The 26,792-nt window shown below is 42.1% G+C and carries 26 protein-coding genes (1 of these 26 cut by a window edge); 8 read left to right on the top strand and 18 right to left on the bottom strand.

Annotated features, from left to right (window positions below):
* On the bottom strand, window positions 1-538 hold the 5' portion of the coding sequence (locus MKX62_RS11310) for a nucleotidyltransferase-like protein (RefSeq protein WP_067205848.1). Its footprint begins 326 nt before the window's first position; only the first 538 of its 864 coding nucleotides appear in the window; it begins with the start codon at window positions 536-538; the stop codon falls past the left edge of the window.
* A 127-nt stretch (window positions 539-665) separates the two neighbouring features.
* On the opposite strand from MKX62_RS11310, the gene MKX62_RS11305 reads away from it, so the two are divergent.
* Complete coding sequence (locus tag MKX62_RS11305) at window positions 666-1,046, top strand: YgzB family protein (RefSeq protein ID WP_340741427.1); 381 nt, start codon at window positions 666-668, stop codon at window positions 1,044-1,046.
* A gap of 48 nt (window positions 1,047-1,094) precedes the next feature.
* On the opposite strand, the gene perR is transcribed toward MKX62_RS11305, so the two are convergent.
* The 3 genes from perR to bcp form a co-directional block, all read right to left on the bottom strand.
* On the bottom strand, window positions 1,095-1,538 hold the full coding sequence (perR, locus tag MKX62_RS11300) for a peroxide-responsive transcriptional repressor PerR (RefSeq protein WP_156475952.1): 444 nt from the start codon (window positions 1,536-1,538) through the stop codon (window positions 1,095-1,097).
* Window positions 1,539-1,669: 131 nt separating this feature from the next.
* Entirely contained in the window at window positions 1,670-2,614 is a 945-nt protein-coding gene (locus MKX62_RS11295) for a D-2-hydroxyacid dehydrogenase (protein ID WP_340741426.1), read from the bottom strand.
* Between the two features lie 13 nt (window positions 2,615-2,627).
* Window positions 2,628-3,104 carry a thioredoxin-dependent thiol peroxidase gene (gene bcp / locus MKX62_RS11290; RefSeq protein ID WP_338653573.1) on the bottom strand — a complete coding sequence of 159 codons (477 nt, stop codon included), beginning with the start codon at window positions 3,102-3,104 and terminating at the stop codon, window positions 2,628-2,630.
* Between the two features lie 126 nt (window positions 3,105-3,230).
* Between bcp and MKX62_RS11285 the strand changes: the two genes are divergently transcribed.
* Window positions 3,231-4,535, top strand: a complete 1,305-nt coding sequence (locus MKX62_RS11285) for a glutamate-1-semialdehyde 2,1-aminomutase (RefSeq protein ID WP_067213828.1) — start codon at window positions 3,231-3,233, stop codon at window positions 4,533-4,535.
* A gap of 250 nt (window positions 4,536-4,785) precedes the next feature.
* Window positions 4,786-5,868: an FUSC family protein gene (locus MKX62_RS11280; protein WP_067205834.1), complete on the top strand. Its 1,083-nt coding sequence runs from the start codon at window positions 4,786-4,788 to the stop codon at window positions 5,866-5,868.
* Between the two features lie 118 nt (window positions 5,869-5,986).
* On the opposite strand, the gene nikC is transcribed toward MKX62_RS11280, so the two are convergent.
* The 11 genes from nikC to mutY form a co-directional block, all read right to left on the bottom strand.
* Entirely contained in the window at window positions 5,987-6,910 is a 924-nt protein-coding gene (gene nikC / locus MKX62_RS11275; RefSeq protein ID WP_340741425.1) for a nickel transporter permease, read from the bottom strand.
* Window positions 6,911-6,927: 17 nt separating this feature from the next.
* Window positions 6,928-7,932: an ABC transporter permease gene (locus MKX62_RS11270; RefSeq protein WP_067205829.1), complete on the bottom strand. Its 1,005-nt coding sequence runs from the start codon at window positions 7,930-7,932 to the stop codon at window positions 6,928-6,930.
* Between the two features lie 110 nt (window positions 7,933-8,042).
* Complete coding sequence (locus MKX62_RS11265) at window positions 8,043-9,677, bottom strand: ABC transporter substrate-binding protein (protein ID WP_340741424.1); 1,635 nt, start codon at window positions 9,675-9,677, stop codon at window positions 8,043-8,045.
* A complete protein-coding gene (locus MKX62_RS11260; protein ID WP_338653579.1) occupies window positions 9,674-10,687 on the bottom strand; it encodes an ABC transporter ATP-binding protein in 1,014 nt (337 codons plus the stop codon). Before MKX62_RS11260 ends, MKX62_RS11265 begins: the two co-directional genes overlap by 4 nt.
* Complete coding sequence (locus tag MKX62_RS11255) at window positions 10,659-11,681, bottom strand: ABC transporter ATP-binding protein (protein WP_067205821.1); 1,023 nt, start codon at window positions 11,679-11,681, stop codon at window positions 10,659-10,661. The genes MKX62_RS11260 and MKX62_RS11255 overlap by 29 nt, the downstream gene beginning before the upstream one ends.
* Before the next feature lie 225 nt (window positions 11,682-11,906).
* Window positions 11,907-12,944, bottom strand: a complete 1,038-nt coding sequence (locus MKX62_RS11250) for an ABC transporter substrate-binding protein (protein ID WP_340741423.1) — start codon at window positions 12,942-12,944, stop codon at window positions 11,907-11,909.
* Between the two features lie 252 nt (window positions 12,945-13,196).
* Window positions 13,197-14,954, bottom strand: coding sequence for an ABC transporter ATP-binding protein (locus tag MKX62_RS11245; protein ID WP_067205817.1), 1,758 nt, complete (start codon window positions 14,952-14,954; stop codon window positions 13,197-13,199).
* Window positions 14,955-15,236: 282 nt separating this feature from the next.
* The gene (gene ntdP, locus MKX62_RS11240; protein WP_067205814.1) at window positions 15,237-15,782 is read right to left on the bottom strand and encodes a nucleoside tri-diphosphate phosphatase; all 546 of its coding nucleotides are present in this window, start codon (window positions 15,780-15,782) and stop codon (window positions 15,237-15,239) included.
* Window positions 15,783-15,959: 177 nt separating this feature from the next.
* A complete protein-coding gene (locus tag MKX62_RS11235) occupies window positions 15,960-16,271 on the bottom strand; it encodes a gamma-type small acid-soluble spore protein (protein WP_067205811.1) in 312 nt (103 codons plus the stop codon).
* Between the two features lie 63 nt (window positions 16,272-16,334).
* A complete protein-coding gene (gene fabL, locus MKX62_RS11230; protein ID WP_067205809.1) occupies window positions 16,335-17,081 on the bottom strand; it encodes an enoyl-[acyl-carrier-protein] reductase FabL in 747 nt (248 codons plus the stop codon).
* Window positions 17,081-18,145: an A/G-specific adenine glycosylase gene (gene mutY, locus MKX62_RS11225; protein ID WP_340742575.1), complete on the bottom strand. Its 1,065-nt coding sequence runs from the start codon at window positions 18,143-18,145 to the stop codon at window positions 17,081-17,083. Before mutY ends, fabL begins: the two co-directional genes overlap by 1 nt.
* 327 nt (window positions 18,146-18,472) lie before the next feature.
* Between mutY and MKX62_RS11220 the strand changes: the two genes are divergently transcribed.
* Window positions 18,473-19,456, top strand: a complete 984-nt coding sequence (locus MKX62_RS11220; protein WP_340741422.1) for a metal-dependent hydrolase — start codon at window positions 18,473-18,475, stop codon at window positions 19,454-19,456.
* 193 nt (window positions 19,457-19,649) lie between these two features.
* Here the strand turns inward: MKX62_RS11220 and MKX62_RS11215 are convergent, their stop codons facing one another.
* The gene (locus MKX62_RS11215; protein ID WP_149582467.1) at window positions 19,650-19,982 is read right to left on the bottom strand and encodes a YfhH family protein; all 333 of its coding nucleotides are present in this window, start codon (window positions 19,980-19,982) and stop codon (window positions 19,650-19,652) included.
* On the bottom strand, window positions 19,972-20,784 hold the full coding sequence (recX, locus tag MKX62_RS11210) for a recombination regulator RecX (RefSeq protein WP_340741421.1): 813 nt from the start codon (window positions 20,782-20,784) through the stop codon (window positions 19,972-19,974). The genes MKX62_RS11215 and recX overlap by 11 nt, the downstream gene beginning before the upstream one ends.
* Before the next feature lie 108 nt (window positions 20,785-20,892).
* Between recX and MKX62_RS11205 the strand changes: the two genes are divergently transcribed.
* Both MKX62_RS11205 and MKX62_RS11200 read left to right on the top strand, forming a co-directional pair.
* Window positions 20,893-21,801, top strand: coding sequence for a TIGR01777 family oxidoreductase (locus MKX62_RS11205; protein ID WP_340741420.1), 909 nt, complete (start codon window positions 20,893-20,895; stop codon window positions 21,799-21,801).
* A gap of 48 nt (window positions 21,802-21,849) precedes the next feature.
* A complete protein-coding gene (locus MKX62_RS11200) occupies window positions 21,850-22,653 on the top strand; it encodes a polysaccharide deacetylase family protein (protein WP_340741419.1) in 804 nt (267 codons plus the stop codon).
* Window positions 22,654-22,941: 288 nt separating this feature from the next.
* Here MKX62_RS11200 and MKX62_RS11195 read toward each other — a convergent pair whose 3' ends face one another.
* Window positions 22,942-24,120, bottom strand: a complete 1,179-nt coding sequence (locus MKX62_RS11195; RefSeq protein WP_067205786.1) for an MFS transporter — start codon at window positions 24,118-24,120, stop codon at window positions 22,942-22,944.
* Window positions 24,121-24,718: 598 nt separating this feature from the next.
* On the opposite strand from MKX62_RS11195, the gene MKX62_RS11190 reads away from it, so the two are divergent.
* Both MKX62_RS11190 and MKX62_RS11185 read left to right on the top strand, forming a co-directional pair.
* Entirely contained in the window at window positions 24,719-24,895 is a 177-nt protein-coding gene (locus MKX62_RS11190; RefSeq protein WP_187046647.1) for an SE1561 family protein, read from the top strand.
* A 29-nt stretch (window positions 24,896-24,924) separates the two neighbouring features.
* The gene (locus tag MKX62_RS11185) at window positions 24,925-26,466 is read left to right on the top strand and encodes a fumarate hydratase (RefSeq protein WP_067205783.1); all 1,542 of its coding nucleotides are present in this window, start codon (window positions 24,925-24,927) and stop codon (window positions 26,464-26,466) included.
* Window positions 26,467-26,792 lie beyond the last annotated feature (326 nt).

The raw sequence follows: 26,792 nt of genomic DNA, 5'->3' as shown, positions 1-26,792 counted from the left end.
TCACTTGAGACCATACCGTCACCTCCGGAAATAACCCGTTTTCAATAACTGCAAGTCTCGCAAGATGATGAAGAGATTTAACAACGTGATGATATGCATCCATGTAGTTTCCCTCTTCAAAAAACTTTTTACCTTCCATATAGCCTCTTACAAGCTTCGAAAACTCTAGCCCCATTTTTATATCCCGTCCACAAAAAGGATACTCCTGTAATTCCGTTCTCAGTTTTTCGACGAACTCATTTCGATCGAAGTAGACCTTCCCGTAATATAACCAATCTACAACTTTCCTCTTCGAACCGAGAACCAACCATTTCCGCAACTGCTTTTCACTAATTATATGCATTGCAGCTTTCTCATTTCCGTCTGTGTAATGTTTCGTAAAGACAGGGATTTCATCGTCGGCGGTAATGATGAGGAGGATCACATCGAATGTATCTGTAATCGGATCCTCTTTCCCTCTCTTTTCTACAAGAATGACACCAAGTGTCTCCGGAAAACTTGCCCGCTCCTGATAAATTGGTCTTAGTACTTGTTCCACTAACACACCTCCCTGCCATTTCCTTTCGACGAAGAGGCTAGGATATCCTTTATTCAAGAAGGTTTAATAACGTAAAAAACGTAATATATGATATAGTAATTGAGGATATATCAAGGAGGTACGTTGGATGAAGCCCTATAAAAATAAGATAAATAGGATCCGGTCATTCGCCCTTGCTTTAATATTTGCCGGGGTCGTCATTATGTATATCGGGATTTTCTTCAGGAAATATGAGATTGTTATGCTCATATTCATGTTTCTTGGTGTTCTTGCCATCCTTAGCAGTACGATTGTTTATGCTTGGATTGGGTCCCTATCCACTCGAGCCACCCAAATCGTCTGTCCTAGTTGTGGCAAACATACGAAAATGCTCGGACGCGTCGACATGTGCGGACATTGCCGAGAGCCACTCACACTTGACCCTTCATTAGAAGGAAAAGAGTTTGACGAATCATATAATAGAACGAAGAACAAAACTGCTGCAATAAAAGAGGATTCTAAGGAATAAAAAAAACGTCCGATACAACCTTCACTGGAAGGAGTATCGGACGTTTTTTTATTTAGTATTCGCTACGCGCGAAACACATGAAGGACATGTACCATATACTTCCAGACGGTGATAATTTACTTTGAATCCTGTTACATGAGAAGCTAAGCGCTCCACCTCTTCAAGTCCAGGATGATGGAAATCAACAATCGTTCCGCATTCATCACAGATGATATGATAATGATCGTGAGTAACAAAGTCAAAACGGCTTGAAGCATCTCCATAAGTAAGTTCCTTAATAAGTCCCGCATTGCGGAACACACGAAGGTTATTATATACTGTTGCAACGCTCATGTTAGGAAAATCAGATTCAAGTGCTTTATATATATCATCAGCCGTTGGATGTGACTCAGAGGAGATAAGATACTCTAAAATCGCATGCCTCTGTGGCGTAATTCTGACGCCACTATTTTTCAATGCGTCCAGCGCGCCTTTCAATCTAACTTCCGACATCGCTATGCACCTCTATCCATAAAGATTCTCACTTTATAATTATTATCATTAGTGTACTTAAAATAGGGTGCATATGTCAACTAAAGCGCTGTGCGAGCCACTTCATTTGTGTCTATCAATTTAGTTCCCACTCAGTAGCCAAGTTCCATGTCAATCAAGTTCAGAAGATCCCGCTCCCCCTGTTGCCACTTACCTAGGTTTTCTTCAAAAATAGTGAGGGCCCTTTCAACATACTTTCCAGAAAGACTTGAAACATGTGGCGATATCGTACAATTTGCAAGTAACCATAGTTCATTGTCAGCAGGTAGCGGCTCTGTTTCAAATACGTCAAGAACCGCATGCCTGATTTCATTACTTTTCAATGCATCTATTAGAATCGGTTCAGCAAAGAGGTCACCCCGACCAAAATTCATGAAGACCGCATTATCCTTCATGGCTTTGAAATGCCCTTCTGTTAGCAGCCCTTTTGTTTCTGGTGTACTCGGTAAAACAGAAATAACGAAGTCTGCTATGCCCACTCTATCTATCAAAGCTTCAAACTTTATTGTCTCATCCATCGATTCACTTGCCCTGCCCGATCTGTTACAACCAATTGTAGTGACACCAAATGCTTGAAGTAAGCGTCCTATTTCAGAACCAATTGCGCCAGGACCTAAGATAAGCGCAGTCGACCCTTTTAATTCAATCGAGCCGACTTTCCGATTCCATTCTTTTGACCGTTGTCTTTCGTCAATAAGTGGTAACGACCGTTGCAGTGATAATGTATGCGCGAGAACGGATTCCGCCATCGGTGTTTTGTGGATACCGCGAACATTTGACATGACGATGTTGCGCTCAGCTATTTCAGCAAGAGGCATTTTTTCAACGCCAGCCGACGCAACCATTATCCATTCCAATGCTTTCGCTTTGTCGAGTAGCGCAACGTCTACATCACCGCCATATGTCACAATAATTGATGCTGTTTGAATTTCAATGTCTTCCGGCTTTTTGTTAAATTGAAATGTAACTTCAGGAAACTTCATGACAAGCCCTTGTTCCTGATGTTTCTTCATATCAAATGTGAATAGTACTTCCATTTCTCGTTCCCCCTCAAGGCTGTGTTAGTTGCTCCAATGTCACAAGTGCTTCTTCTATATGGCCTTTCACTTTCACTTTACGCCATTCTTTAACAACCGTCCCCGTCGGATCAATCAAAAATGTCGAACGCTCAATACCCATATACTCCTTACCGAACATCTTCTTCAACTTCCAAACATCATATTTTTCAGCAACTGTGTGCTCTTCATCAACAAGAAGGGAAAACGGCAGTCCATGTTTCCCGATAAATTTCTCATGTGAAGCTGCGCCATCAGGGCTCACTCCAAGCACTACTGCATTCAACTTGCTAAAGTCTTCATACGCATCTCGGAAATCGCAAGCTTGCGTTGTACATCCAGGTGTTGAATCTTTCGGATAAAAATAGAGAACAACATACTTTTCACCCGCGAAGTCTTTTAGCGAAATCATTTCACCGTTCTCATTTGGCAATGTAAATTCCGGTGCATGCATACCTTCAAGTGTCGTCATTATCCATTCCTCCAATATATTCTTTCCTTAATCGTACAGAATGCGCTCTTTAGTTTCAAATTCTTTGGCTATCTGCTTCATTTTGTTTAGAATAGAGAGGGTAATGAATTGAACGGGGGAATTGAAATGATCAGAACGAATTCAGAAAAAATCTATAATGAAGCTTGCGAGCATATCGTAGGAGGGGTAAATAGCCCATCGCGCGGATACCATGCAGTTGGCGGCGGAGCCCCTACAGTAATGGAACGTGCAGAAGGTGCTTACTTCTGGGATGTCGACGGTAATAAATACATCGACTATCTTGCTGCATATGGACCAATCATTACGGGGCATGCCCATCCACATATTACTGAAGCAATCGTTAAAGCCGCGCAAACAGGTTTACTATACGGAACGCCTACTCGACATGAAGTGAAGTTTGCAAAAATGTTGAAGGAAGCAATGCCTAGAATGGATAAAGTACGTTTTGTAAACTCTGGTACAGAAGCAGTCATGACGACAATTCGAGTTTCTCGTGCATATACAGGGCGGACAAAAATCATGAAATTTGCAGGCTGCTACCATGGTCATTCGGATCTTGTACTCGTTGCAGCAGGTTCTGGCCCCGCAACGCTTGGTACTCCTGATTCAGCAGGTGTGCCAGAGTCGATTGCTAAAGAGGTAATTACGATTCCATTTAACGATCCTAATGCTTATATAGAAGCAATGGAAAAATGGGGCGACCAAATCGCATGTATTCTAGTCGAGCCAATCGTTGGTAACTTCGGCATTGTTGAACCAAAAGAAGGGTTTCTTCCGCTCGTCCATGATATCGCAGCCGAAAAAGGCGCTTTGATTGTTTATGATGAAGTAATTACTGCATTCCGTTTCCACTACGGCGGCGCACAGGATTTGCTCGGTTTAACACCCGATCTTACTGCATTCGGAAAAATTATTGGCGGCGGCTTACCAATTGGCGGTTACGGTGGGAAAAAAGAAATTATGGAACAAGTCGCTCCACTAGGTCCTGCTTATCAAGCAGGGACAATGGCAGGGAATCCAGCGTCGATGTTAGCAGGAATTGCTCTTCTAGAAGTTCTCCAAACGCCTGGTATTTATGAAGAAATGGACCGTCTAGGTGCTATTCTTGAAGAGGGCATTGTAAAATCTGCAAAAGAGCACGGAATTACATTAACGACAAATCGTCTTGGAGGAGCCCTTACTTTGTTCTTTACAGACGTAAAAGTCGAAAACTACGAACAAGCTGAAGCAACAGACGGCAATGTGTTCGCCAAGTTCTTCAAACTGATGTTAAAAAACGGTATAAACCTTGCACCTTCCAAGTATGAAGCGTGGTTTTTAACAATTGCTCATACGGAAGAAGACATTATGGATACACTTGTTGCAGTCGATCATTCATTCAAAGAGCTCGCAACTTCTATAAACGGTTGACCGCACGGTATTGTTAAGGTACAGTAGCGAAAAACAGCTTTAACTTCATTTAGCGGAAGCCTTCCACTTCGATAAAGTGATAGGTATTTGCAAAATAGGCATACAACTTGGTAGGAGCAAAACTCTAGCTAAATGAAGTTACAGTCTCCGACGGATGCCACAGACTTTTAAGTGGAATTTATCGAGCAGGCTCGATAAAAGTCTGTGCGCAAATACGCCAAGGCGTATTTGATCAGAAAGGATAACCCCCATGATACTTGGTGCCCGCATTTTTAAAACGGGCATTGCGATTATGTTCGCATTGTTCCTAGCAGAAATTTTACACATGCCGCATCCATTGTTTGCGGGAATCGCGGCCATTTTTGCCATCCAACCTTCTATCTATAGATCTTATTTAACAATTATCGAACAGGTTCAAGGTAATATAATTGGCGCAGTTGTTGCGGTTTTATTTGTTCTCCTGTTTGGTAATCAGCTAGTCTTCATAGGACTTGCCGCGGTCATTATTATATTAATAATGATTAAATTGGGCCTAGAAAAATCAATTTCGATGGCACTCGTGGTAATGATCGCCATAATGGAAATCAAAGGCGATGAGTTCCTGTCATTTGCATTGCTCAGATTTTTGACATTGATTATCGGTATTCTTGCCGCTTTCGTTGTGAACTTGCTGTTCATGCCACCAAAATATGAAACAAAATTATTTGAGTCCATTCATCAGGCACAAGACGAAATTATTCGTTGGACCCGCCTTGCTGGAAGGCAAGCATCTGATCACTTAGCAACAAAAAAGTCACTGACAAAATCGAAGGAGCGCCTTTCTCAGGTAGATCAGCTGTACACGCTATTCAAAGAGGAACGGAGCTACTTCAAAAAGAATACGAGAAACAAAGCGAGAAAACTTGTCGTTTACAGACAAATGGTTGCTACTTCAAGGAGCAGTTATGATGTACTGAAAAGACTTCATCAGTATGAAAATGAACTGATTGATTTGCCGGAACATTTCCGGATGATGGTGCAGGAGCGTCTCGACGCACTGCTCACATATCACGAACAACTCCATCTGAAGTTCGTTGGTAAACTGAAGTCTGACGCAGTAAATACCAGTCCGAATGAAGAATACATCCAGCGTCATGAGGTGATGGAGATTTTTGCAAAGGAAATTGCCCTTACGAAAGAAGAAGAGGAATTTTCCGCCTATCATCTTCTTCATATCCTGTCGTCTATCTTTAATTATGAAGAACAACTTGAACACTTTGACAAGCTGATTGTTCTATTTCAGAAGTATCATAACAATAAAGTGAATTCGAAACTGACAGAAGAAATCTATTAAGAAAAGCGCCTGAAGTCTAGACAGCGACCTCAGTCGAAAAGCTTATTCTTTCTTTTCTATTGAAAAAATGTCCCGCGAGCCGATGTACTCCTTCGGCTTACGGGACATTTTTATTATCTTAACTCTTCATCTTAGGATCGAGTGCATCACGTAAACCATCACCCATTAAGTTAAAGCCCAGTACTGTAAGCATAATTGCGATACCAGGGAAAATCATTGTCCACGGAGCTGAATGTAGGAAGCTTTTTGAATCTGCTAACATTTTTCCCCACTCTGGCATTGGCGCTTGTGCACCCAGTCCTAAAAACCCAAGTGCAGCTGCTTCAAGGATTGCCGTTGCAATTGCTAGAGTTCCTTGAACAATTACCGGCGCCATAGAGTTCGGCAAGATATGAGAAAACAGAATCCTAGCATCTTTCATTCCGATCCCTTTTGCCGCAGTAATATATTCATCTTCTTTTATACTCAATACTTTTGAACGAATGAGCCGTCCAAAGTTCGGCACATTTATAACTGCGATTGCGATAAGCGCATTTTGCAGACTCGGACCAAGTACGGAAACAATTGCAATGGCCAACAAGATAGAAGGAAATGCTAGCATAATGTCGAACACACGTGAAATAATCGTATCAACCCATCTGCCATAATAACCTGCTACGATACCCAATGCACTTCCAACAACTACCGATCCGATTACAGAAAAGAATCCAACCCATAGTGAAATTCGGGCACCATGAACAATTCGGGAAAAAATATCCCTTCCAAGGTCATCTGTTCCAAACCAATATTCACTTGAAGGAGGGAGAAGCCGATCCGATAACTTTTGGTCGTTAATGCCCTCTAGTCCAATGTTTGGACCAAGATAACCTTGTTCCGCCGCAAAACCGAAACCCGCTAGCAGGATAAAGAATATAACAATACCCATACCGACAACTGCCACTTTACTCTTTTTAAAGCCATTCCAAGCTTCACGCCAAGGTCCTGCAGTTTTATCAACTTTATTATTCGCAATTCCATCGGCCTTAGGTACAAATTCAGACATAAGTGCTTCCCCCTTCCTCAATCATATTTAATCCTCGGATCTATCAGACTATAGAGCAAGTCTACAAGCAAGTTGATCAAAACAAAGAAGAGTGCCACAATTAGAATCGCTGACTGAATGACGGGATAATCTCGGAATCCAATTGCGTCGTAAATATAACGCCCAACACCAGGCCAAGCAAAAATTGTCTCAGTCAAAATCGCACCACCAAGCAACATTCCCATTTGCAGACCAATAATTGTTAACACCGGAATGATTGCATTTTTAAGCGCATGCTTATATACGACCCAAAACATTTTCTGCCCTTTTGCCCGTGCGGTACGAATATAATCGGAGCGCATTACTTCGAGCATACTTGAACGGGTCATCCGTGCGATAATTGCCATCGGAATTGTTGCCAGTGCTAGTCCTGGTAAAATAAGGTGACGGAAAACCTGCCATAACTGATCAAAACGGCCTTGAATAATTGTATCAAGTACATAGAGATTCGTTATGGCGTTGATAGGATCGCGTACTTCCTCTCGCCCTCCAGTCGGCAACCATGGATTTTCTACAGCAAAAACCCATTGCCCCATAAGGCCAAGCCAGAAGATAGGCATAGACACACCAACAAGTGCCAAAATCATCGCAGTATAGTCAAACCATGAATTTTGAAACCATGCCGAGATAATCCCTGCATTGATACCGATAATAACTGCAATAACGATGGCGAATAGCGCCAATTCAAACGTAGCTGCTAAATAAGGCCATATTTCATCTGATACAGGAGCTCGAGTTCTCATGGACTCGCCCAAATCTCCTTTTAAAAGGTCACCCAAGTATTTGAAATACTGAACATACCAAGGGTTATCCAAACCAAGCTTTATCGTCAGCGCTTCGACTGACTCTTTAGTCGCCTGCTGCCCAAGAATAATTTGGGCGGGGTTACCCGGGATTGCACGGATAATCATGAATACGATAAACGTCATCCCAAGCAGGACAGGAATGAGCTGCAGCATTCTTTTTCCAATGTAGCTGAGCATAATTTTTCACCTCTCCAACTTTTCTATCAACTTATATGTATCCATCAAATGAAAGTGAAAAGGAAGAAATCTGAAAGACCTCTCCCTTTCCGTTCATTTCTTATAATCTTTTACTTGAATTCTACTTTCGACAATAAATCCGAAGCAATTGGGCCTGGAACAAAACCTGTTAAATCTTCAGATCCTCCAAGAAGCGGAGTTGAGTGAGCAAGTGGTACCCATGGGGCGTCATCATGAATGATGACCTGTGCTTCTTTGTACAATTCATTTCGTTTCTCCTCATCGATTTCAGTTTGTGCTGCGATAAGGATGTCGTGGAGTTTGTCGTTCTTATAGTACGTATAGTTATTGCTACCGATATTGTCTTCATCTAGCAATGCATATAGGAAGTTATCTGCATCTCCGTTATCCCCAGTCCAGCCGAGCATGAACGCATCTGCATCCCCTTTACTTGCAAGGTCAAGATAAGTTGCCCATTCATGCGAAACAATTTTCGCAGTAATTCCTATGTCTGCAAGGTTTTTCTGAATGACTTCAGCAACTTTTTTACCATCCGGCATGTATGGACGTGGTACCGGCATTGCCCATAGATCCATCTCAAAACCGTCTTCAAGTCCTACCGATTTTAGAAGTTCTTTCGCTTTTTCAGGATTGTATTCATATCCTTCGACATCATCGTTATAGCCTGAAATGGATGGTGGCATCGGGTTTTTCGCGACATCCGCACGTCCTTCGAAGAATGAGTCAATAATTGATTGTTTGTCGATTGCATAGTTAATCGCTTGGCGCACCTCTTTTTTATCGAAAGGAGGACGTGTTACTGTAAGACCTAAATAACCTACGTTCAAAGACGGACGTACAAACAATTGAAGTTTTTCATTATCTTCAATCGATTTGCCATCTGATGGATTAATGCCATCTGCAAGTTCGATATCTCCAGCCATCAATGCATTCAAACGTGCAGAGTTGTCAGGAATTGAACGGAAGATAATTCTTTTAAGTTTTGGTAGTTCTGCATCCCAATAGTCATCAAATTTTTCAATTGTGATTGTTTCATTAGGTTTCCATTCTACGAACTTGAATGGACCTGTACCTACTGGATTTCTTTCGAATTGATCGTCACCTATTTCAAATGCAGTCGGACTTGCAATTGCAAACATGCTCATTGCAATATTTTTAAGGAATGGTGCTTGTGGACGCGTTAATTTTATTAGGACTGTATTATCACCGTCTGCTGTAACCGACTCAATAACATGACCTTCATCACCTTTAAAACCACCGAATGTTGTGTTATAATATGGGAATTTTTCTGCATCCCCATTAGCCCAACGCTCGAAATTTTTAACGACCGCGTCAGCATTGAAGTCAGTTCCATCATGGAACTTAATGCCTTCACGTAGTTTGAACGTGTACGTTAAACCATCTTCACTTGGTTCCCATTCAGTTGCAAGTCCTGGATTAATTTCTGTATCACTCTCCCCGAAATTCAGAAGCGTTTCGTAAATGTTGACTGTAACTTTGAATGATTCTCCTTCAGTCACCCTTGATGGATCGAGTGAAGTCGAATCCCCACCGCGTCCAAACACTAATGTATCTTTCACATTTTTACCATCTTCAGTTTTAGTACCTTCCTCTTTACCGTCTTCCTTCTTGCCATCGTCGGCATCTGACCCACAAGCGGCTAGCGCTGCCGAAAGAACGAGAAGCAACATCAGTGCTAGTAAACCTAACTTCCTTTTTCTCATATTGACCCCTCCAACTGTTTTATATCATTGTCTACCTGCTCACTGTAAAGGTGACAGGCGACAGAATGACCCGAATCATGCTCGACAAGCCTTGGTGTAACTTTCGTGCAAATTTCCATTTTATGCGGACAGCGCGTATGAAACGTGCAGCCACTAGGAGGATTCGCTGGGTTTGGAATATCCCCTTCAAGAAGAATTTGCTCTTTCTTGAAGTCTGGATCAGGTACTGGAACCGCTGACAATAGTGCCTGCGTATACGGATGAAGCGGTTTCGCATAGAGCTGCTCGCTGTCTGCCATTTCTACCATCTTTCCAAGATACATAACGCCGACACGATCACTAATATGACGGACGACTCCTAGATCATGGGCTATGAAGATATAAGTGAGATTGAATTCCTTCTGCAAATCTTGCATCAGGTTTAACACTTGAGACTGAATCGACACATCGAGAGCCGAAACAGGTTCATCAGCAATTATCAGTTTCGGATTTGTCATTAGCGCTCGAGCAATCCCAATACGCTGCCGCTGTCCTCCACTAAACTGATGCGGATAGCGCTTGGCATGATATGCGCTTAGTCCAACAATTTCAAGGAATTCACGCACTTTCCTTTTCCGCTCTTTCGAATTATCAATGCCGTGCACAATGAGCGGCTCTTCTAATATCTTTTCAATCGTGTGACGCGGATTGAGAGATGCGTATGGATCTTGGAATACCATTTGGATGTCACGTCTCGTTTTCCGCATTTCTCCGGTAGACAAGGACGTCAAATCTTTGCCGTCAAATTCAACTTTTCCTTCGGTTGGTTCAAGAAGTCGCATCAGCATCCGGCCCGTTGTCGATTTACCGCATCCAGATTCACCTACAATGCCGAGCGTTTCGCCTTCATTCACGTAAAACGATACGTCATCTACCGCTTTGACATAACCGACTGTTCTGCCAAGAATTCCTTTTTTAACTGGAAAATACTTTTTCAAACCTTCAACTTTCAATAAGGGCTTTGTTGTCATGCTGTTTCACCCCTTCTCTGTCGTATAGGAAGCATCGAGTCTGGTGAACATCCGATGTTTCATATAGTTCAGGGTTTTCTGTTAGACAACGATCAAATGCAAACTCACATCTCGCAGCAAATCTGCACCCCTGCCGGATTGAACCGGGTTTCGGCACGCTACCAGGGATAGAATAGAGTCGCTCCTTTTTGTAGCGCATGTCGGGAACGGATTGAATTAACCCTTTTGTATAAGGATGCTGTGGATCTTCGAAGATCATCTTAACGGATGCTTCTTCAATAATTTGTCCAGCATACATGACAATGACACGTTCGCATGTTTCTGCAACGACACCCAAGTCGTGAGTAATAAGGAGAACAGCTGTATTCAATCTCGTATTTAATTCTCTCATTAACTTCAATATCTGCGCTTGAATCGTCACATCAAGAGCAGTGGTCGGTTCGTCAGCTATAAGTACTTTAGGATCACATACCAATGCCATCGCAATCATTACACGCTGTCGCATTCCACCCGATAATTGGTGAGGATAGTCTCTCATCATTTCCTCTGCACGAGGCAAACCGACCAGTTTCAACATTTCAACTGCTTTTCCCTCAGCCTTTTTCTTAGACCAGCCTTTTTCGTGAATCCGCACTGCTTCTGTCATTTGATTGCCAATCGAGAACAATGGATTCAGTGATGTCATAGGTTCTTGGAAAATCATCGCAATGTCGTTTCCTCGAATACGCCGCATCTGTTTTTCATTCATGGTCAGCAAATCTTTATCTTCAAATAATATTTTACCTCCGACAACTTTCCCAGGAGGCTTTGGTACTAGCCCCATTATCGATAAGGAGGTTACACTTTTCCCGCAGCCAGATTCTCCGACAATTCCCAGGATTTCTCCTTCATTCAAGTGAAAGTCAATATGATCAACAGCCGGTATTTCCCCCGAATCAGTAAAAAAGGTCGTCTGTAAATCTTTTACTTGGAGGACAGTCTTCCTCTCATCCATCAGATCACCCTTTTTCTTAATCAATCAATTAGTTATTTTCAGAATTAATAGGTCGTTTTAATTATACGATTATACAGAATAAATGCAATACTTTTTTTATATATTCTTATAATAACAAAGGCATACTCTTGGTACTGCTTCCTATCAACTATAGGTGATGTGTTCATTTACTGCCGAAAAAAAGCTATCCGATTGACCATGGTATCGGCCAATCGGATAGCTTTTTCACTCTTCTTCTTCTTCTTCTTCTTCTTCTGCTGGTAATTCGAACTCCACTTTCGACAACACATCAAAACCCGTTACTTGTGGTAAGTAATTCATCATGTATTTTGTCGCTCCGAAAAGTGGTGTTGAATCGGCAGCAAATATGGAAGGAGCATCTTCATAAATGTTTTCCATAAAAGGTCGTTCAAAAAATTGTAAGTCGGCATCGTCGTCAACTTTCATTCTATCTGCCGGATTAATACTATCGGCTAGATCGATATCCCCTGCAATCAACGCATTCAAGCGTGCAGTGTTATCAGGAATTGACTTGAAGATGATTTTTTCAAGCTTCGGCAAACTTTCTTGCCAATACTCTTGAAATTTCACAACTACGATTGCTTCATTCTGTTTCCCTTCGAAGTATTGGAACGGTCCCGTACCTATAGGATCGCTTTCAAATTCCTCATCGCTTTGTTCAAATACGTTCGGACTAACAATCGAGAACGGACTCATCGTTAGATTTTTCAAGAATGATGCTTGTGGGTTATTCAACTTGATTGTTACAGTATCATCGCCGTCAGTCGCCACCGATTCAATAATACGACTGTCATCCCCTTTGAAACCATTAAATACCGAACTGTAGAAAGGAAACTCTTCTGCATCGCCGTTAGTCCAGCGCTCAAAGTTTTTCATGACTGCATCTGCATTAAAATCTGTACCGTCATGGAATTTGACATCTTTCCGTAACTGGAACGTGTACGTCAAACCGTCTTTACTAGAATCCCACTTTTCTGCCAAGCCTGGAACTACAGTCGTGCCCTGCTCATCCAGATTCACGAGTGTCTCATATAGATTGACAGTAACATGGGTGGAATCCCCTTCCTTCATATGAGCTGGGTCTAATGACGTGGAATTCCCGCTATGTCCGTAAACTAATATTTTCTTTGCATTTTCCTGCGTACTCTCATCGTCCAAACCCGATGAAGTACACGCACCAAGTATTACCGAAAGGGAAACAATCACTATCAAAGCCAATGGCCCAAACTTTACTTTTTTCATAAAAATCCCTCCATTATTCTAAATCATCGCGATTCCACTCACTATGGATCTGATAACCGCTAAAACGCTCCGAACTCCGACCTAATTATTATATAGGAGTTTCAACTAAATCCAATGCCCTTTTCGTCAAGTTCAATGGGAAGTTATTTTTTCAACGTTAGAATAACTATATATGTTGAAAAAATGTATGCCTATATAAACTAAGCCATAGCCGAAGCACATTCAATAAGATTGTTTATTTCACCCTATATATCATTTTGAATTTCCAAGTACTTGAACTTGGAACAAACCATAGTAAATTCCTTGTAATTTCATCAATTGCTCGTGTGTACCCGTCTCTTTTAACTGTCCTGAATCAATGACGAAAATCTTATCAGCATGTGTAATTGTCGACAAACGGTGAGCAACAATGAGGGTTGTTCTTTCATGCGCAAGTCGTTCAAGTGATTCCTGAATGAGCGCCTCACTTTCAAGGTCAAGTGCGGATGTCGCTTCATCTAAGATAAGGAGCGGTGGATTTTTCAAGAAGACACGTGCAATTGCAATTCGTTGCTTCTGACCACCCGATAACTTCACGCCACGTTCCCCTACTTTGGTATCGTAACCGAGCGGGAGCCCTTCGATGAACTCATGTGCATTCGCCGCTTTAGCAGCAGCAATCACTTCTTCATCTGTTGCATCCGATTTCCCCATCAAAATATTACTCTTCACGGAATCACTAAACAATATAGTATCTTGCAAAACAATTCCAATCTGTTCACGAAGCGATTTTATATTGACGTCACGCAAATCATACCCGTCAATACGCACAGTCCCGCCCGCCACATCATAAAATCTTGGTATCAAGCCAACGATTGTTGATTTCCCTCCGCCACTCATGCCTACAAACGCGACTGTTTCACCTGGCTTCACAGTGAAATTAATACCATCCAGGATTGTTTCCCCATCCTGTTCATACGTAAAGCTCACATTGTTGAACTCAATTTCCCCTTCAATTGGAGGTAGTTGGGTTGCACCGGACTTATTTGTTACATCATACTCCTGTTCCATCAAGTCAAAAACACGGTCCATAGAGGCAAATGACTGTGTGAGTGATGTCGATGCATTGACCAATCGTCGCAATGGATTATACACGCGATCGATGTATGCGATGAAGGCAACCATCGTTCCAACTGACAAATCATTATTGATAACCTGATAGCCCGCATACGCAAGAACGAGAAGCGGTGCAACATCAGTAATCGTATTGACAACTGCAAATGCTTTCGCATTCCACTTTGTATGATCAATTGCTTTATCGAGGAAGTTGCCATTTGTCTTATCGAAACGTTGTTGTTCCTCATCTTCAAGTGCAAAGCTTTTTATAACACTTACTCCAGAAACGCGTTCATGCAGGTAGCTTTGCACATCCGCAAGTGCTTGGGATCGTTTCCCAGTCAACTCCCGCAGTTTCCCGAAAAAGTGTTTGACGCTGTACGCATAAAAAGGGAATGCAAGTAGAGTCACAAGCGTCAGCGGAACATCCATTGTCAGCATAATGACAACTGCGATGATGATTGTCGCGAGGTCAAGCCAAACATTCATAAGACCAATCATTACAAAGTTTTTCGTTTGCTCCACATCATTTATAACGCGCGAAATGATTTCTCCAGCTCGTGTATTTGAATAGTAGCTAAGACTCAATTTTTGCAGATGTGAATACAATTCTTTCCGTATATCATACAAAATCTTATTGCTCACATACTGGGCATAATATTGCCGGTAATACTCAACTGGAGGGCGGATGATAAAGAACACAAGAACTGTCCCGCCAAGCCAATAAAATAATTGGCGCGTCATCTCTGCTTTAGTAAGTGTATCCGATCCGATAATGTCATCAATTACAATTTTCATCAGCAGTGGGATGAACAATGGAATTGCGAATTTCACAATTCCAATAAGTATCGTCAATATTATTAACCAGTTGTATGGCTTAACAAACTTCATATAGCGTTTTATGCTGTCACCCATCTTTGTACCTCCTACTAAGAAAAGCGTAAGGCGCCGTTTAGCCCCGACAAGTTGGAGGGATGCAGTTCAATCCCTCCCGAAAGACTTGATGATAAAGGCGATCTTTGCCTTTTCGGCAAGACTGAAGCGACTTAGGGGCTCGCGCCTGGAGTCTAGATTCCGACCCGAGTTAAAAATGCCTGTCGCAATCTTTCGCGACAGGCATAAGTGAAAAAGGAAGGCAGTCTAAGGTTGCTACATCTTGTCGCAACGACCGCATCCTTGCAATAGCAATCAGGCTTTTCACTTACTTTTCTTGACCTGTTTGTAGAATTCATATCTGGAAGTCCATACTTCAATGAAGTCGGAAGCAAATGGTCCCCTGCGCTGCTTAATCCACCCTAGCAAGGTATCCAGGTTCTTTTGTAATATCTGATCGATGACATCAGGATAGCCCATTTGTTTCCTGTGTTCAGCATATTCATCCTCGTCAAGAATCATATAACTCATATCCGGGAACACTTTTACGTCAAGGTCATAATCAATATACTTCAATGATTTGTTATCATAAACGAAAGGTGAGCTCATGTTAATGTAATAATAAACGCCATCTTCTCTTAACATGCAAATGATATTGAACCAGTGCTCAGCGTGAAAATAGCAAATGGAAGGCTCGCGTGTCAACCATGTGCGTCCGTCCGACTCTGTTACAAGCGTCCTTTCATTTGCACCGATGACAATATTACGCGTTCCTTTCAGTACTACAGTTTCCTGCCAAACCCGATGGATTTTACCATTATGTTTATAACTATGTACTTGTATCGTTTCTCCTTCTTTAGCAATCGTCATGATTAACCCACCTTTTGGTTGCCGGAAAATTTCGAAGCCATTATTATCTCATCATTATACCAACAGAACGGTACTATTTGAAACCTTTCAACTTTTATTTCCATTCATGACGTCATTTGTATCCATAAAAAACCGGCAGAAGCGTAAAGCTCCTGCCGGCCGGCGGTATCCATTTACTTATTTCGAACCGTTCTCGAACTGATTCGAGCGCTGTCCAGAAGCATTGGTTTTGTTTGCTTCGGATTGTTGGTTTTGTTTCCTAACTTGATTTACATCAGTTTCGGAACCAAACTCCTCAGTCATCGCATTTTGATTTTGTTTTTGGTTGTGCATTTTTTGCATTGATTGTTGGTTTTGTTTCTTAACCTGATTTACATCAGTTTCAGAAGCAAACTCCTCATTCATTGCATTTCGGTTTTGTTGTTGTGATGCTTGGTTCTGTTTTCGTACTTGGTTCGCATCAGTTTGATTCGGGTTATTTTTGGTCAATGGATTTTCACCTCCGTACAACTATCATGTGCAAGGAGTCATTTTTTATTCAATTGGAATTTTTTACAGTAAAATCGATCGTCCGCCGTCGACAATAATCGTCTGTCCACGAATCATATCTGAATCAGCCGAGATCAGGAACATCGCCGCTTTCACCATGTCTTCAATTTCAACCATGCGACCCGCTGGCGTATTAATACGCGCATCTTCTAGCAATTCATCACGATTAGGGAAATGTTTTAGTGCTTCGGTATCAAGCGCGCCGCCCGAAACAGTATTAACAGCAATTCCTAGTGGCGCAAGCTCGACAGCCAGGTAGCGAGTCAACGATTCAATTGCCGCTTTCGAAACGCCTACTGTCGTGTAGTTGTCAAGATATCGAATAGATCCAAGTGAGCTAACTCCAAGGATTTTTCCGCCTTTGTCCATAAGTCTTGCCGCTTCTTGTGCGCCAAATAGCATTGCTTTCGCATTGATATTCATCGTCCAATCCCAATGTGTTTCTTCGAGTTCCATAATTGGACGCAAAACACCCGATGCTGCGTTTGAAACAAATACGTCTAAACGGCCGAATTCCTCTTTTACTTGTTCAAACATCGTACGAAGTTTTTTAACATCACCGACATTTGCACGGATCATAATTGCTCTCCTGCCAAGTGCCTCGATTTCTTTCACTGTTTCTTCAGCTGCAGAACGGCTTCGTGCATAATTCACTACAATATCATAACCTTGTTTTGCGAGTTCAATCGCAAGTGCTTTTCCTAATCCTCTTGAACTTCCTGTCACCATTGCTACTTTATTTTCAGCCATCATTTTAGTCCTCCTCGTTTAATTTCATCCCAAATTTTTAAAACCGGCACTGGTTTCGGCAGCGCTTCCACTTCTTCCTGCGAGAAAAACTGGTAACCATCAGGGATTATATCAGTCTTTTCAATCCGTGCCCCGAAGCTTTTCATCTCCCATGTCAAATGGGAAAAGATATGTTTGAAAATTAGTATATCAACTATCCCCACTAGTTCGATACCGAAATGTTCATGAGCCATTTTTTGTGGTGTTTTATCATCCGCTGGCTCGACCATTGGAAACTCCCACAAACTTGCAAGTAGCCCTTTCGAAGGTCGCTGCCGCATTAACCACTCACCTTCACTATTTTGAATTGCAAATGATGCAACAGGTATAATTTTCATTTTCGTTTTCTTCGTTTTTATAGGTAACTCTTCTTGCCTACCTTCTTGGAAAGCTAAACAAAAGTCACGAACCGGACAAAGAAGGCATTTCGGTTTTGGGGTACAAATTGTCGCGCCAAGCTCCATCAGTCCTTGATTGAACGAAGAAGGATCTTCTTGGTCTATTAAATCCATGACCACCGTTTCAAAAATCTTTTTTGTACGCGGAATTGCAATATCTTCTTCTATAAGAAGCAGTCTCGATATTACGCGCATAACATTGCCATCTACGGCATGCTCAGGAACCCCGTATGCGATACTGAGAACCGCTCCAGCAGTGTAAGGGCCAACGCCTTTCAATGTGGAAATCTCCGTTCGATTGGAAGGAACCTCTCCACCATAATCCGACACAACTTCCCTCACTCCTGCTTGTAAGTTCCTTGCCCGCGAATAATAACCAAGACCTTCCCACATTTTCAATAAATCGTTTTCTTCCGCTCCCGCAAGTGCTTCCATCGTCGGAAAACTTGCGATAAACCGTTCATAATAAGGTATAACGGTATCAACCCTCGTTTGTTGCAACATCACTTCGGAGACCCAAATGTAATATGGATTCGACGTTCTTCTCCAAGGTAAATCTCTTTTTTCACGACGATACCAGGAAAGAAGCGCTTCGCGAAATTCGTCTTTCTTCACTATTATTTGCATCATTTCCTCCTTATCGCATATGCTTATCATTGAGCATAAACGGGTATTGATATGTATATGGCTTCTAACTTTCATTCAGCAAATCTTTTTGTACTGAAAGCGAAGCGTCAGCTACAGAAGTCTCCCACTCTATTAAGTGGCGAGATGAATACGAACGAATCTACAGGGAGGAATGAACTGCAATTCCTCCTTGTTGGCCCGGATGTCACAGATTTTGTAGGTAGTGGAACAAGCTCAATTCAAAGTCTGGGCTTAATCACTCCGAGGGGTGATTAAAAAAGTCAATCCAATGCTTGGCACGACTGTTTAGGTAAAAGGAGTGATAATTTGGATACTGGAACACATATTGTTATGGGTGTCGCACTTGGCGGCCTCGCTCTGGCGGATCCTGTCGTTTTAGCTGATAGTGCGACACTGGGTGCCGTCGTTGCAAGTGTTATTGTCGGTTCACTTATCCCGGATATCGATACCGTATTAAAATTGAGAAATAACGCTGTCTACATACGGCATCACAGAGGGATTACACATTCGATTCCCGCGGTATTATTATGGCCGCTACTTATTACAATACTTATGTCGCTTATCGTCCCAGAAGCCAACTTCTTACATGTATGGGCTTGGACCTTTTTAGCCGTCTTTCTACATGTCTTTGTCGACATCTTCAATTCCTATGGAACGCAGGCATTACGACCATTTTCCAACAAGTGGGTCGCCATCGGAGTCATTAACACATTCGATCCAATTATTTTCATATTACACGCCATCGCGCTAATTATTTGGGCAATGGGGGTAAATCCGGTCTATACGATTTTGACGACATACGTAATAATATTCTTTTATTATTTATTGCGATTTGCGGTCAAATCGGCCGTTAAAAAAGCCGTCTTTTATACGGTCCCCGATGCGACGGAAATTATTATCGCACCGACAATGCGCTTTTTCCAATGGAGAATAGCTGCTTCATCAAAAGAGTGCCACTATGTTGGACGCGCTTACGGTAGATCTGTTAATATTTACGATCGCTTTAAACGGGAACCTATGCCAAAATCCCCTGAAATTGATGTGGCAATGGGCGATAAAAACATTAAAGCTTTCACATCATTTTCACCCATTTACAGATGGTCTATTACCTACATCGATGACATCTGTGAAGTACGCTTAATTGATCTTCGTTATCGTAGCAAAGGCTATTACCCATTTGTTGCTGTTGCACATATTGACAAGGAACTGAACGTCATCAATTCATATACAGGATGGATTTTCTCCGAAGATAAGTTACGCAAAAAACTCAACTTTGCACCTAACTCATGACACGAAGGTAAGTAAATACAAGTTTCTCTATTCTCTACATGGATTGATGTCTAGACTCCAGACGCCAGCCCCTCGAGTCGCTTCAGTCTCGCTGAAAAGGCAAAGTACGCCTTTATCATCAAGACTTCCAGCAGGGAGGGATTGAACTGCATCCCTCCTACTTGTCGGGGCTAAACGGCGCCTTACGCTTTTCTTATTTACCTTCTTTTACTGATTTTAACATGGCAATCGGTAGCGCCTCATCTGCACGTTCGCCCCCAAGTCTGTAACCCCAGGCAAAACGTCCTTTTAAGTAGTCGACTTGAAAAAACATTCCTTCGTCCCCGTCAATCCGATACATTTCACCAGGCACAATTGTACTTGGGTCAATTAGATAAGATTGTGCCATAACCATTTTTCGTTGGTACACCGCATACTCATTAAGGATGCCCAATTGTTCGGCTTTGCGCGCTTTTTCACGCAGTCGTCCGATTTCTGTACGTAATTCATGTTCTGTCATTGCACTATATTTTTTTTCAATCTCCATCTTCTTCATTCTCCTTTTTATCAATGAAATGATCAATTTGCTCAAATGGGATACCCTTTTGATACATCGCCTGTTTTACTTTGTCATTCAAGGTCCTTCCACTAAATTTCGAGCTATAGCGACGCCATGCTTTCTCTCCTATTGAATCGGCGATGGATGTCCATTCATCTTCCTCGCGCTCGAAATTAATAGTCGCAAGTGCTTGTTTAATAAGGTCGAAGGAATACCCTTTTCGAAGCAATGCATTTTGGATTTTTTGTTTTAATTGAGCTGGGGCTACAGAGCGGTTTGAATTCGCTGTCTTCTCTGCAAGTTTCGTTGCGATTTTAAGCTGTTCATCTTCCGAATAAGATTCAAGCACTTTGATCTGTAGTTCCTTCCCTATCCCTCTTTTATGCATCTCTTGCTGAATTGCTTTGGGACCTTGACCAGATGAATCTTTCCGTGTTTGAAGAAGTGCATCTGAATAGGTTTCATCATTTAGAAATCCAAGGTTTTTCAACTTCACGAGTGCTTCTAGTACAATTGCTTCCCCATATCCTAATTCCAAAAGTTTTTTCTTCACTTCAAACTCACTGCGCATTCTGAACCCAAGATAATGGAGTGCTCGGTTGAATGCTTTCCGGATCTCATCTTCATAGACCATCTCGTCAATCGACCAGTCTTCAAGGGCCATCCCTTTCGTTAAACCGAATTTGACAAGCACCGATTCGTGGACACTATATGCATACTTTTCATCTAGGAAAATATTGTATCGTTCGAGATCTTTTTTCTGTTGTGATATTTTAGTAATAACAGGCACTTTTAACACGCCTCCCTTGCTTTCTTTTTAGTATACATGTTCCGTCCTTGTGCTTCAGCTTAATTGGTCTCAATATAGGGTATAGAATCCTAATGGGGGTGTCGGAAAATGAAAATCGTCATTGCAGGTGGATCTGGTTTTGTCGGACAGAAATTAACGGATACTTTATTGAATGAAGGCCATGAAATCATCATTTTATCCAGAAAAGATAGTAAGATTGATGGCAATATAAAATACGTTAAATGGCTTCAGGAAGATACCTATCCGGAAAATGAAATTATTTCAGCTGATGCCTTCGTCAACCTTGCCGGCGTATCCATCAACGAGGGGCGTTGGACCGCTGAACATCGTAAACAAATCTACGCAAGTCGAATGGAAGCAACCGATGAATTACTACGTATCATCTCCGCTTTGCAAACAAAACCGGCTGTACTTGTAAACGCTAGCGCAATTGGCATTTATCCCGCATCGGAAGATAATGTTTACACGGAAGAATCACTCGATTATGCGGACGACTTTCTCGGTCAGACTGTAACAGACTGGGAAAAGAAAGCAGTATCAGTCGAATCCGAGGGTATACGCGTCGTATTTATGAGATTCGGGGTCATACTCGGAATAGACGGTGGAGCATTGCCACTTATGGTACTGCCGTACAAATTATTTGCGGGCGGACCAGTCGGCACGGGCAATCAGTGGGTATCTTGGGTGCATATAGAAGATGTTGCACATGCAATTGCTTTTACACTCAGCAATCCACATATATACGGACCCGTAAACGTCACATCACCCTTTCCCAAACGAATGAAGTACTTCGGTAAAACAATCGGTTCAGTGTTACATAGACCACACTGGATACCAGTTCCTTCATTCATAATGAAAATAGTGCTTGGTAAAAAAAGCGCACTCGTTCTAGAAGGTCAGCATGTCTTACCCGAAAAACTACTGAACAACAGTTTTAAATTTCAATTTCCGACGCTAGAGTCTGCACTAAATGATTTGTACAATAAAGACGTATAGTTCGGCTTCATCAGCGCATCCTACCCTAAAAGGAAAGGTGCGTTTTTGATGATAAAAAAACATGGGCCAGGTATTTTATTAGCGACATTTATTGTATTGGTAGGATTTGTTTTTAACCCATTTTCAGCTAAGGCAGATGAATTCCATTGGGGCTTCAAGAAAGCTACAGGTGGTATCCAGCCTAGTGCTGGCGCTGCACTTGATTCAATGCTCGATAAACATGGGGCCATTTATAAAGGAAAGCCTGACGAAAAAATTGTCTATTTGACGTTCGATAACGGCTATGAAAACGGCTATACGGAAAGTATTTTAGATACATTGAAAAAAGAGGACGCTCCGGCGACATTCTTTCTCACGGGACATTACTTAAAAAGTGCTCTTCCCCTCGTCAAACGGATGATTGCGGAAGGCCACGGAATCGGCAACCATACGTATGGACACCCGAACTTGGCCAATCTATCCGAACAGAGAATGGAAGAAGAATGGACTAATTTCGACAAACTGTTGAATGAAGTAACCGGACTCGAACGGACATACTACACTAGGCCCCCTGAAGGCGTATTCAATGACAAAGTCCTCGCCAAAGGCAACGAACTCGGATACAGGCATATTTTCTGGTCAGTCGCATTCATTGACTGGTATGTCGACAAACCCAAAGGTCGTGACTTTGCTTATGGTGAACTAATGAAACAGCTACATCCCGGCGCCGTCATTCTAATGCACACAGTTTCGCCTGATAACGCACAAGCTTTACCTTCCTTTATCCAAGACGCCAAGAAAGCAGGTTATACTTTCCAAACGCTTGACGATCTTGTTTTGGAATACGAAAACGTCAACTCGATTTTGAGGTAAAAACAAAAGCGCAAGCGCCTAATAAGGAACGCAGCTTAAGGGCGCCACTTCCTGTGGCAACAGCTGCATGACCTACATCCTGTAGGCCTGCGACAGGCATAAGACGGGCTGGCGTAAGCGGCGTTCTTTGCCGCACAGCCGGACCGACTTATGACCCGAGCCTCTAGGCGCTGGAGTCTAGACGTAACAAATGCGTAAGGCGCCTGATAAGGAACGCAGCTTATCCACAGTACGTGATTTTATAGTTTCCCAAGCTTAGAAAAAGCGTCCATTATTGGACGCTTTTTCTTATGCTGCAATCGGGCGTTGCTTCAGTTTCCCAATAAAAGAAACAACGAACAACACAGCCAAAAACAATGAAATCAGCAGTAGGAAACTAAACCCGGCATCAAACTCTAGGAAGAGACCACCCAGAAATGGACCTGTCAAACTGCCTAAGCTAAAGAAAATTCCGCATAACAAGTTCCCCGTCGGTAACAGATGCTTCGGTGTCAAATCGGACATGTACGAAATACCAAGGGAAAAAATAGAACCTGAAAAAAGTCCAGCAACGAAAAACATAACTATAACAGCAGTTATAGATGTTTCCATAGTACTTGCGATGAAAAACGAGATTGATCCACCTCCGAGTGCAGCAAGAAAGACAGGTCTTCTTCCTATCTTATCGGATAGCATACCAAGAGGTAACTGAGAAATAATCCCTCCTACAGAAAATGTGGCGAGAATAATTGTTACAGATGTAAATTCAATGCCATTTCTGAGCGCATATACCGGATACATCGCGTTAAGTGTTGACTCAAGAAAACCGTATCCAAATGGCCCTAGAAAAGCAAGCCAAGCAACAGCCATCGTTCCTTTAAAACGTGCGGAAAGTCGTTCATTATCGGACTTTCCTTTCATAATATCCGGGAAGTCATTTTTCAGCATGAAGACTAGCGACCATGCAAGCATGCACAGTAATCCCGATACAATGAACGGTAAGCCTTCAAACACATTGACAAGTGGCGCGAATAAGGGACCCGCCGCAAATCCGACGCCGAATGACAAACCATAAATCGCAATATTGCGACCCAATCTTTGTTGCGGTGAAAAACTAGTAATCCATGTTTGAGTTGAAAAATGAAGTGCATGGTCCCCGATGCCAATAAACAACCTAAGTACGTACCAAAACACGACGCTTTTCCATAATGGGAACAGCAGTAACGATATAAAAACAAGCATCCCGCCCCCAACAATAATTGGCTTATAGCCAAAACGCCGGAGCGGCGCCTCCATAAACGGTGAAACAAGTAACGTTCCTATGTATAAACCCGTAGCATTCAAACCATTCATTGAACTCGAAATGCCATCCTTTTCGAAGATGGCCGAAATAAGCGGCAACAGCATGCCTTGTGAAAATCCAGAAATCGAGACAATAATAACAAGTATCCAAAAACGGCGCTTCTCTTGTTGTGAAAAAGTATCCATGAATAACCGCTCCCTGCTTTAAAGATCATTGTATAATTTTAGCACATGAAAACGGTGATTACGCAAAAAAATATAAAGGCCCAGTCCATATCTGTTTGTCAGATTACGGCTGAGCCTTTACGTATGAATTGAACCTTCACTTTCCATCTGCATAAGTCGTATTAGTCTCCTGGCACACTGCCAGCGGACACTTACGAATCCCCTCCTTCTTAAATTCTTTCACTTCGTCTTTAACCTGTTCTCGCTACCTTTCTATAATTTTATGTTTACTTCTCACATTTACATTCAAGCAATCACTAACGCTGTCTGTATTTTTTTGAGACTCCACCTCCACAGGACTAAATTTGGGTATAACGATACCTACATTGTTGAGCTTTCTTTTTTTTAATTAAAGTTCTCAACCTCCTTGGTTTCCGTTGTGATTACCCTTACCGTCATCCTCCCTTTCGTTTGATTAAATGAATCATAGCACATAGATTATGTATTGTAAAGATTATGTTAAAAAGAATATTCAACTACTTGAAAAGGTTCTATTCCCCTTCATTGATAAATTCCGTTTTTTCGTTTACGCTTATACTAATGAAAAGAGGTGTACGGATTGGACAAAGCACAAAATAACGGACATGTTGAAGGATTAAAAACTAGGCTTCATCAATTTCTTGAAACGCTGGATACAATTGAACCAGAAACAGCTGACCTTCAGGAAATCGATCAGCTAATAAGTTTGCTAGACGACCTTGAAGAACAGATGGAAAAAATCAAATTAGATAAGTAACAGGCTATAACTACAGGGGGAAATCGAGAATGTACATAGAACAACTTGAAAAAAGCATGTATGATCTCATCTGCGAAACTTCCACGAATCTTCCAAAAGATGTGCGTCGAAAAATCCTTGCAGCAAAAGAGCTAGAAGATGCCGGTACACGAGCAGCAATGAGTCTTGAGACGATTACAAAAAACATCAATATGGCTGATGAAAAAATGTCGCCAATCTGCCAGGATACCGGCATGCCAACATTTAAAATCAAAACACCAGTCGGAGTCAACCAAATTGAAATCAAGGCCGCTGTTAAGCGCGCAATTGTACAAGCCACAAAAGACACTAAACTCCGTCCAAACTCTGTCGACTCACTGACGGGTGATAATAGCGGAGATAATCTTGGTACAGGTGTCCCCGTTGTGAAATTTGAACAATGGGAACAAGATCATATCGAAGTGAAACTGATTCTAAAAGGCGGCGGCTGTGAGAATAAAAACATTCAATATAGCCTACCTGCAGAACTCGACGGACTTGGTCGTGCTGGACGCGATCTTGATGGCATCCGTAAATGTATTTTACACTCTGTTTATCAAGCCCAAGGGCAAGGGTGTTCTGCGGGTTTCATTGGCGTCGGAATCGGCGGAGACCGCGCTTCGGGCTACGAACTTGCGAAAGACCAACTTTTCCGCGAAGTAGACGACCTAAATCCGAATCCGAAACTTGCTGACCTTGAAGAATATGTCCTGGAATCAGCAAACAAACTCGGCATCGGTACAATGGGCTTCGGTGGCGAGGTTACCCTCCTCGGTTGTAAAATTGGCGTCATGCACCGGATCCCTGCAAGCTTCTATGTTTCTGTAGCATATAACTGTTGGGCATACCGCCGAATGGCTGTGGATATCGATGCTGGATCTGGTAATATTACGAACTGGCATTACAATGATGGAGAAAAAATTGCTTTCGCACAAGATGATAATAATCAAGATGAAGCGAAACAAACTGCACGTACTGTCGAGCTCATGGCCCCAATTTCAGAAGAACAGATCCGTGATTTAAATGTCGGCGATGTTGTTAAAATCAGCGGAATGATGTATACAGGTCGTGATGCGATCCATAAATACTTATCAGAAAATGACTCACCTATCGATCTTGATGGACAAATCATTTATCATTGTGGCCCGGTTGTGATGAAAAATGAAGATGGTAGTTATGAAATCAAAGCTGCGGGACCCACAACATCAGCACGTGAAGAACCATATCAAGGCGACATCATGAAAAAATTCGGAGTGCGTGCTGTTATCGGTAAAGGCGGTATGGGTCCGAAAACGTTGGCGGCTTTAGAAGAACATGGCGGCGTCTACTTAAATGCAATTGGTGGTGCTGCGCAATATTATGCCGACTGTATTAAAGCAGTCGAGGGTGTCGACCTTCTTCAATTCGGTATCCCTGAAGCAATGTGGCATCTGCGCGTTAAAGATTTCACCGCAGTTGTGACGATGGACTCGCACGGCAACAGCTTGCATGCTGATGTCGACAAGTCTTCGCTTGAAAAACTGTCTCAGTTTAAAGAAAAAGTTTTTAGCTAATTGAGTAAGGCATCTTAATGTCGGAGTAATCCCGGCATAAGATGCCTTTTTTTAATTAGACGTTGGTTAATAGTCCGTGAAGTAGAGCGAACTTGCGGAAATCTATACGACAGTCTAAAAACTCTATGACCAATCCACCGAACTGGACGACAGAACTAGAATAATCTGCGGTAAGCCTCACTAACTACTAACTCCCTCATCCCAACCTTCAATACAAAATAGTATCTATTTCTTTTCCAGTTGGATATACTATACTTATTAACAATAATAATTATCAAATGATATCAATTATCATCTATCAACATTAGTCGGTTCCCATCAATGGG

This window comes from Sporosarcina sp. FSL K6-5500, from assembly GCF_038005665.1.
In the GTDB taxonomy this organism is placed as follows: Bacteria; Bacillota; Bacilli; order Bacillales_A; family Planococcaceae; genus Sporosarcina; species Sporosarcina psychrophila.
The sequence above is the reverse complement of the archived record's forward strand: the minus strand, read 5'-3'. Positions and strand labels throughout refer to the sequence as shown.

What these genes read in the sequence shown, in the direction of transcription:
- MKX62_RS11305 (WP_340741427.1), top strand. Translation starts at nt 666, where the DNA reads ATGAAGCCCTATAAAAATAAGATAAATAGGATCCGGTCATTCGCCCTT.
- perR (WP_156475952.1), bottom strand. Translation starts at nt 1,538, where the DNA reads ATGTCGGAAGTTAGATTGAAAGGCGCGCTGGACGCATTGAAAAATAGT.
- MKX62_RS11295 (WP_340741426.1), bottom strand. Translation starts at nt 2,614, where the DNA reads ATGGAAGTACTATTCACATTTGATATGAAGAAACATCAGGAACAAGGG.
- bcp (WP_338653573.1), bottom strand. Translation starts at nt 3,104, where the DNA reads ATGACGACACTTGAAGGTATGCATGCACCGGAATTTACATTGCCAAAT.
- MKX62_RS11285 (WP_067213828.1), top strand. Translation starts at nt 3,231, where the DNA reads ATGATCAGAACGAATTCAGAAAAAATCTATAATGAAGCTTGCGAGCAT.
- MKX62_RS11280 (WP_067205834.1), top strand. Translation starts at nt 4,786, where the DNA reads ATGATACTTGGTGCCCGCATTTTTAAAACGGGCATTGCGATTATGTTC.
- nikC (WP_340741425.1), bottom strand. Translation starts at nt 6,910, where the DNA reads ATGTCTGAATTTGTACCTAAGGCCGATGGAATTGCGAATAATAAAGTT.
- MKX62_RS11270 (WP_067205829.1), bottom strand. Translation starts at nt 7,932, where the DNA reads ATGCTCAGCTACATTGGAAAAAGAATGCTGCAGCTCATTCCTGTCCTG.
- MKX62_RS11265 (WP_340741424.1), bottom strand. Translation starts at nt 9,677, where the DNA reads ATGAGAAAAAGGAAGTTAGGTTTACTAGCACTGATGTTGCTTCTCGTT.
- MKX62_RS11260 (WP_338653579.1), bottom strand. Translation starts at nt 10,687, where the DNA reads ATGACAACAAAGCCCTTATTGAAAGTTGAAGGTTTGAAAAAGTATTTT.
- MKX62_RS11255 (WP_067205821.1), bottom strand. Translation starts at nt 11,681, where the DNA reads ATGGATGAGAGGAAGACTGTCCTCCAAGTAAAAGATTTACAGACGACC.
- MKX62_RS11250 (WP_340741423.1), bottom strand. Translation starts at nt 12,944, where the DNA reads ATGAAAAAAGTAAAGTTTGGGCCATTGGCTTTGATAGTGATTGTTTCC.
- MKX62_RS11245 (WP_067205817.1), bottom strand. Translation starts at nt 14,954, where the DNA reads ATGGGTGACAGCATAAAACGCTATATGAAGTTTGTTAAGCCATACAAC.
- ntdP (WP_067205814.1), bottom strand. Translation starts at nt 15,782, where the DNA reads ATGACGATTGCTAAAGAAGGAGAAACGATACAAGTACATAGTTATAAA.
- fabL (WP_067205809.1), bottom strand. Translation starts at nt 17,081, where the DNA reads ATGGCTGAAAATAAAGTAGCAATGGTGACAGGAAGTTCAAGAGGATTA.
- mutY (WP_340742575.1), bottom strand. Translation starts at nt 18,145, where the DNA reads ATGCAAATAATAGTGAAGAAAGACGAATTTCGCGAAGCGCTTCTTTCC.
- MKX62_RS11215 (WP_149582467.1), bottom strand. Translation starts at nt 19,982, where the DNA reads ATGGAGATTGAAAAAAAATATAGTGCAATGACAGAACATGAATTACGT.
- MKX62_RS11205 (WP_340741420.1), top strand. Translation starts at nt 20,893, where the DNA reads ATGAAAATCGTCATTGCAGGTGGATCTGGTTTTGTCGGACAGAAATTA.
- MKX62_RS11200 (WP_340741419.1), top strand. Translation starts at nt 21,850, where the DNA reads ATGATAAAAAAACATGGGCCAGGTATTTTATTAGCGACATTTATTGTA.
- MKX62_RS11195 (WP_067205786.1), bottom strand. Translation starts at nt 24,120, where the DNA reads ATGGATACTTTTTCACAACAAGAGAAGCGCCGTTTTTGGATACTTGTT.
- MKX62_RS11185 (WP_067205783.1), top strand. Translation starts at nt 24,925, where the DNA reads ATGTACATAGAACAACTTGAAAAAAGCATGTATGATCTCATCTGCGAA.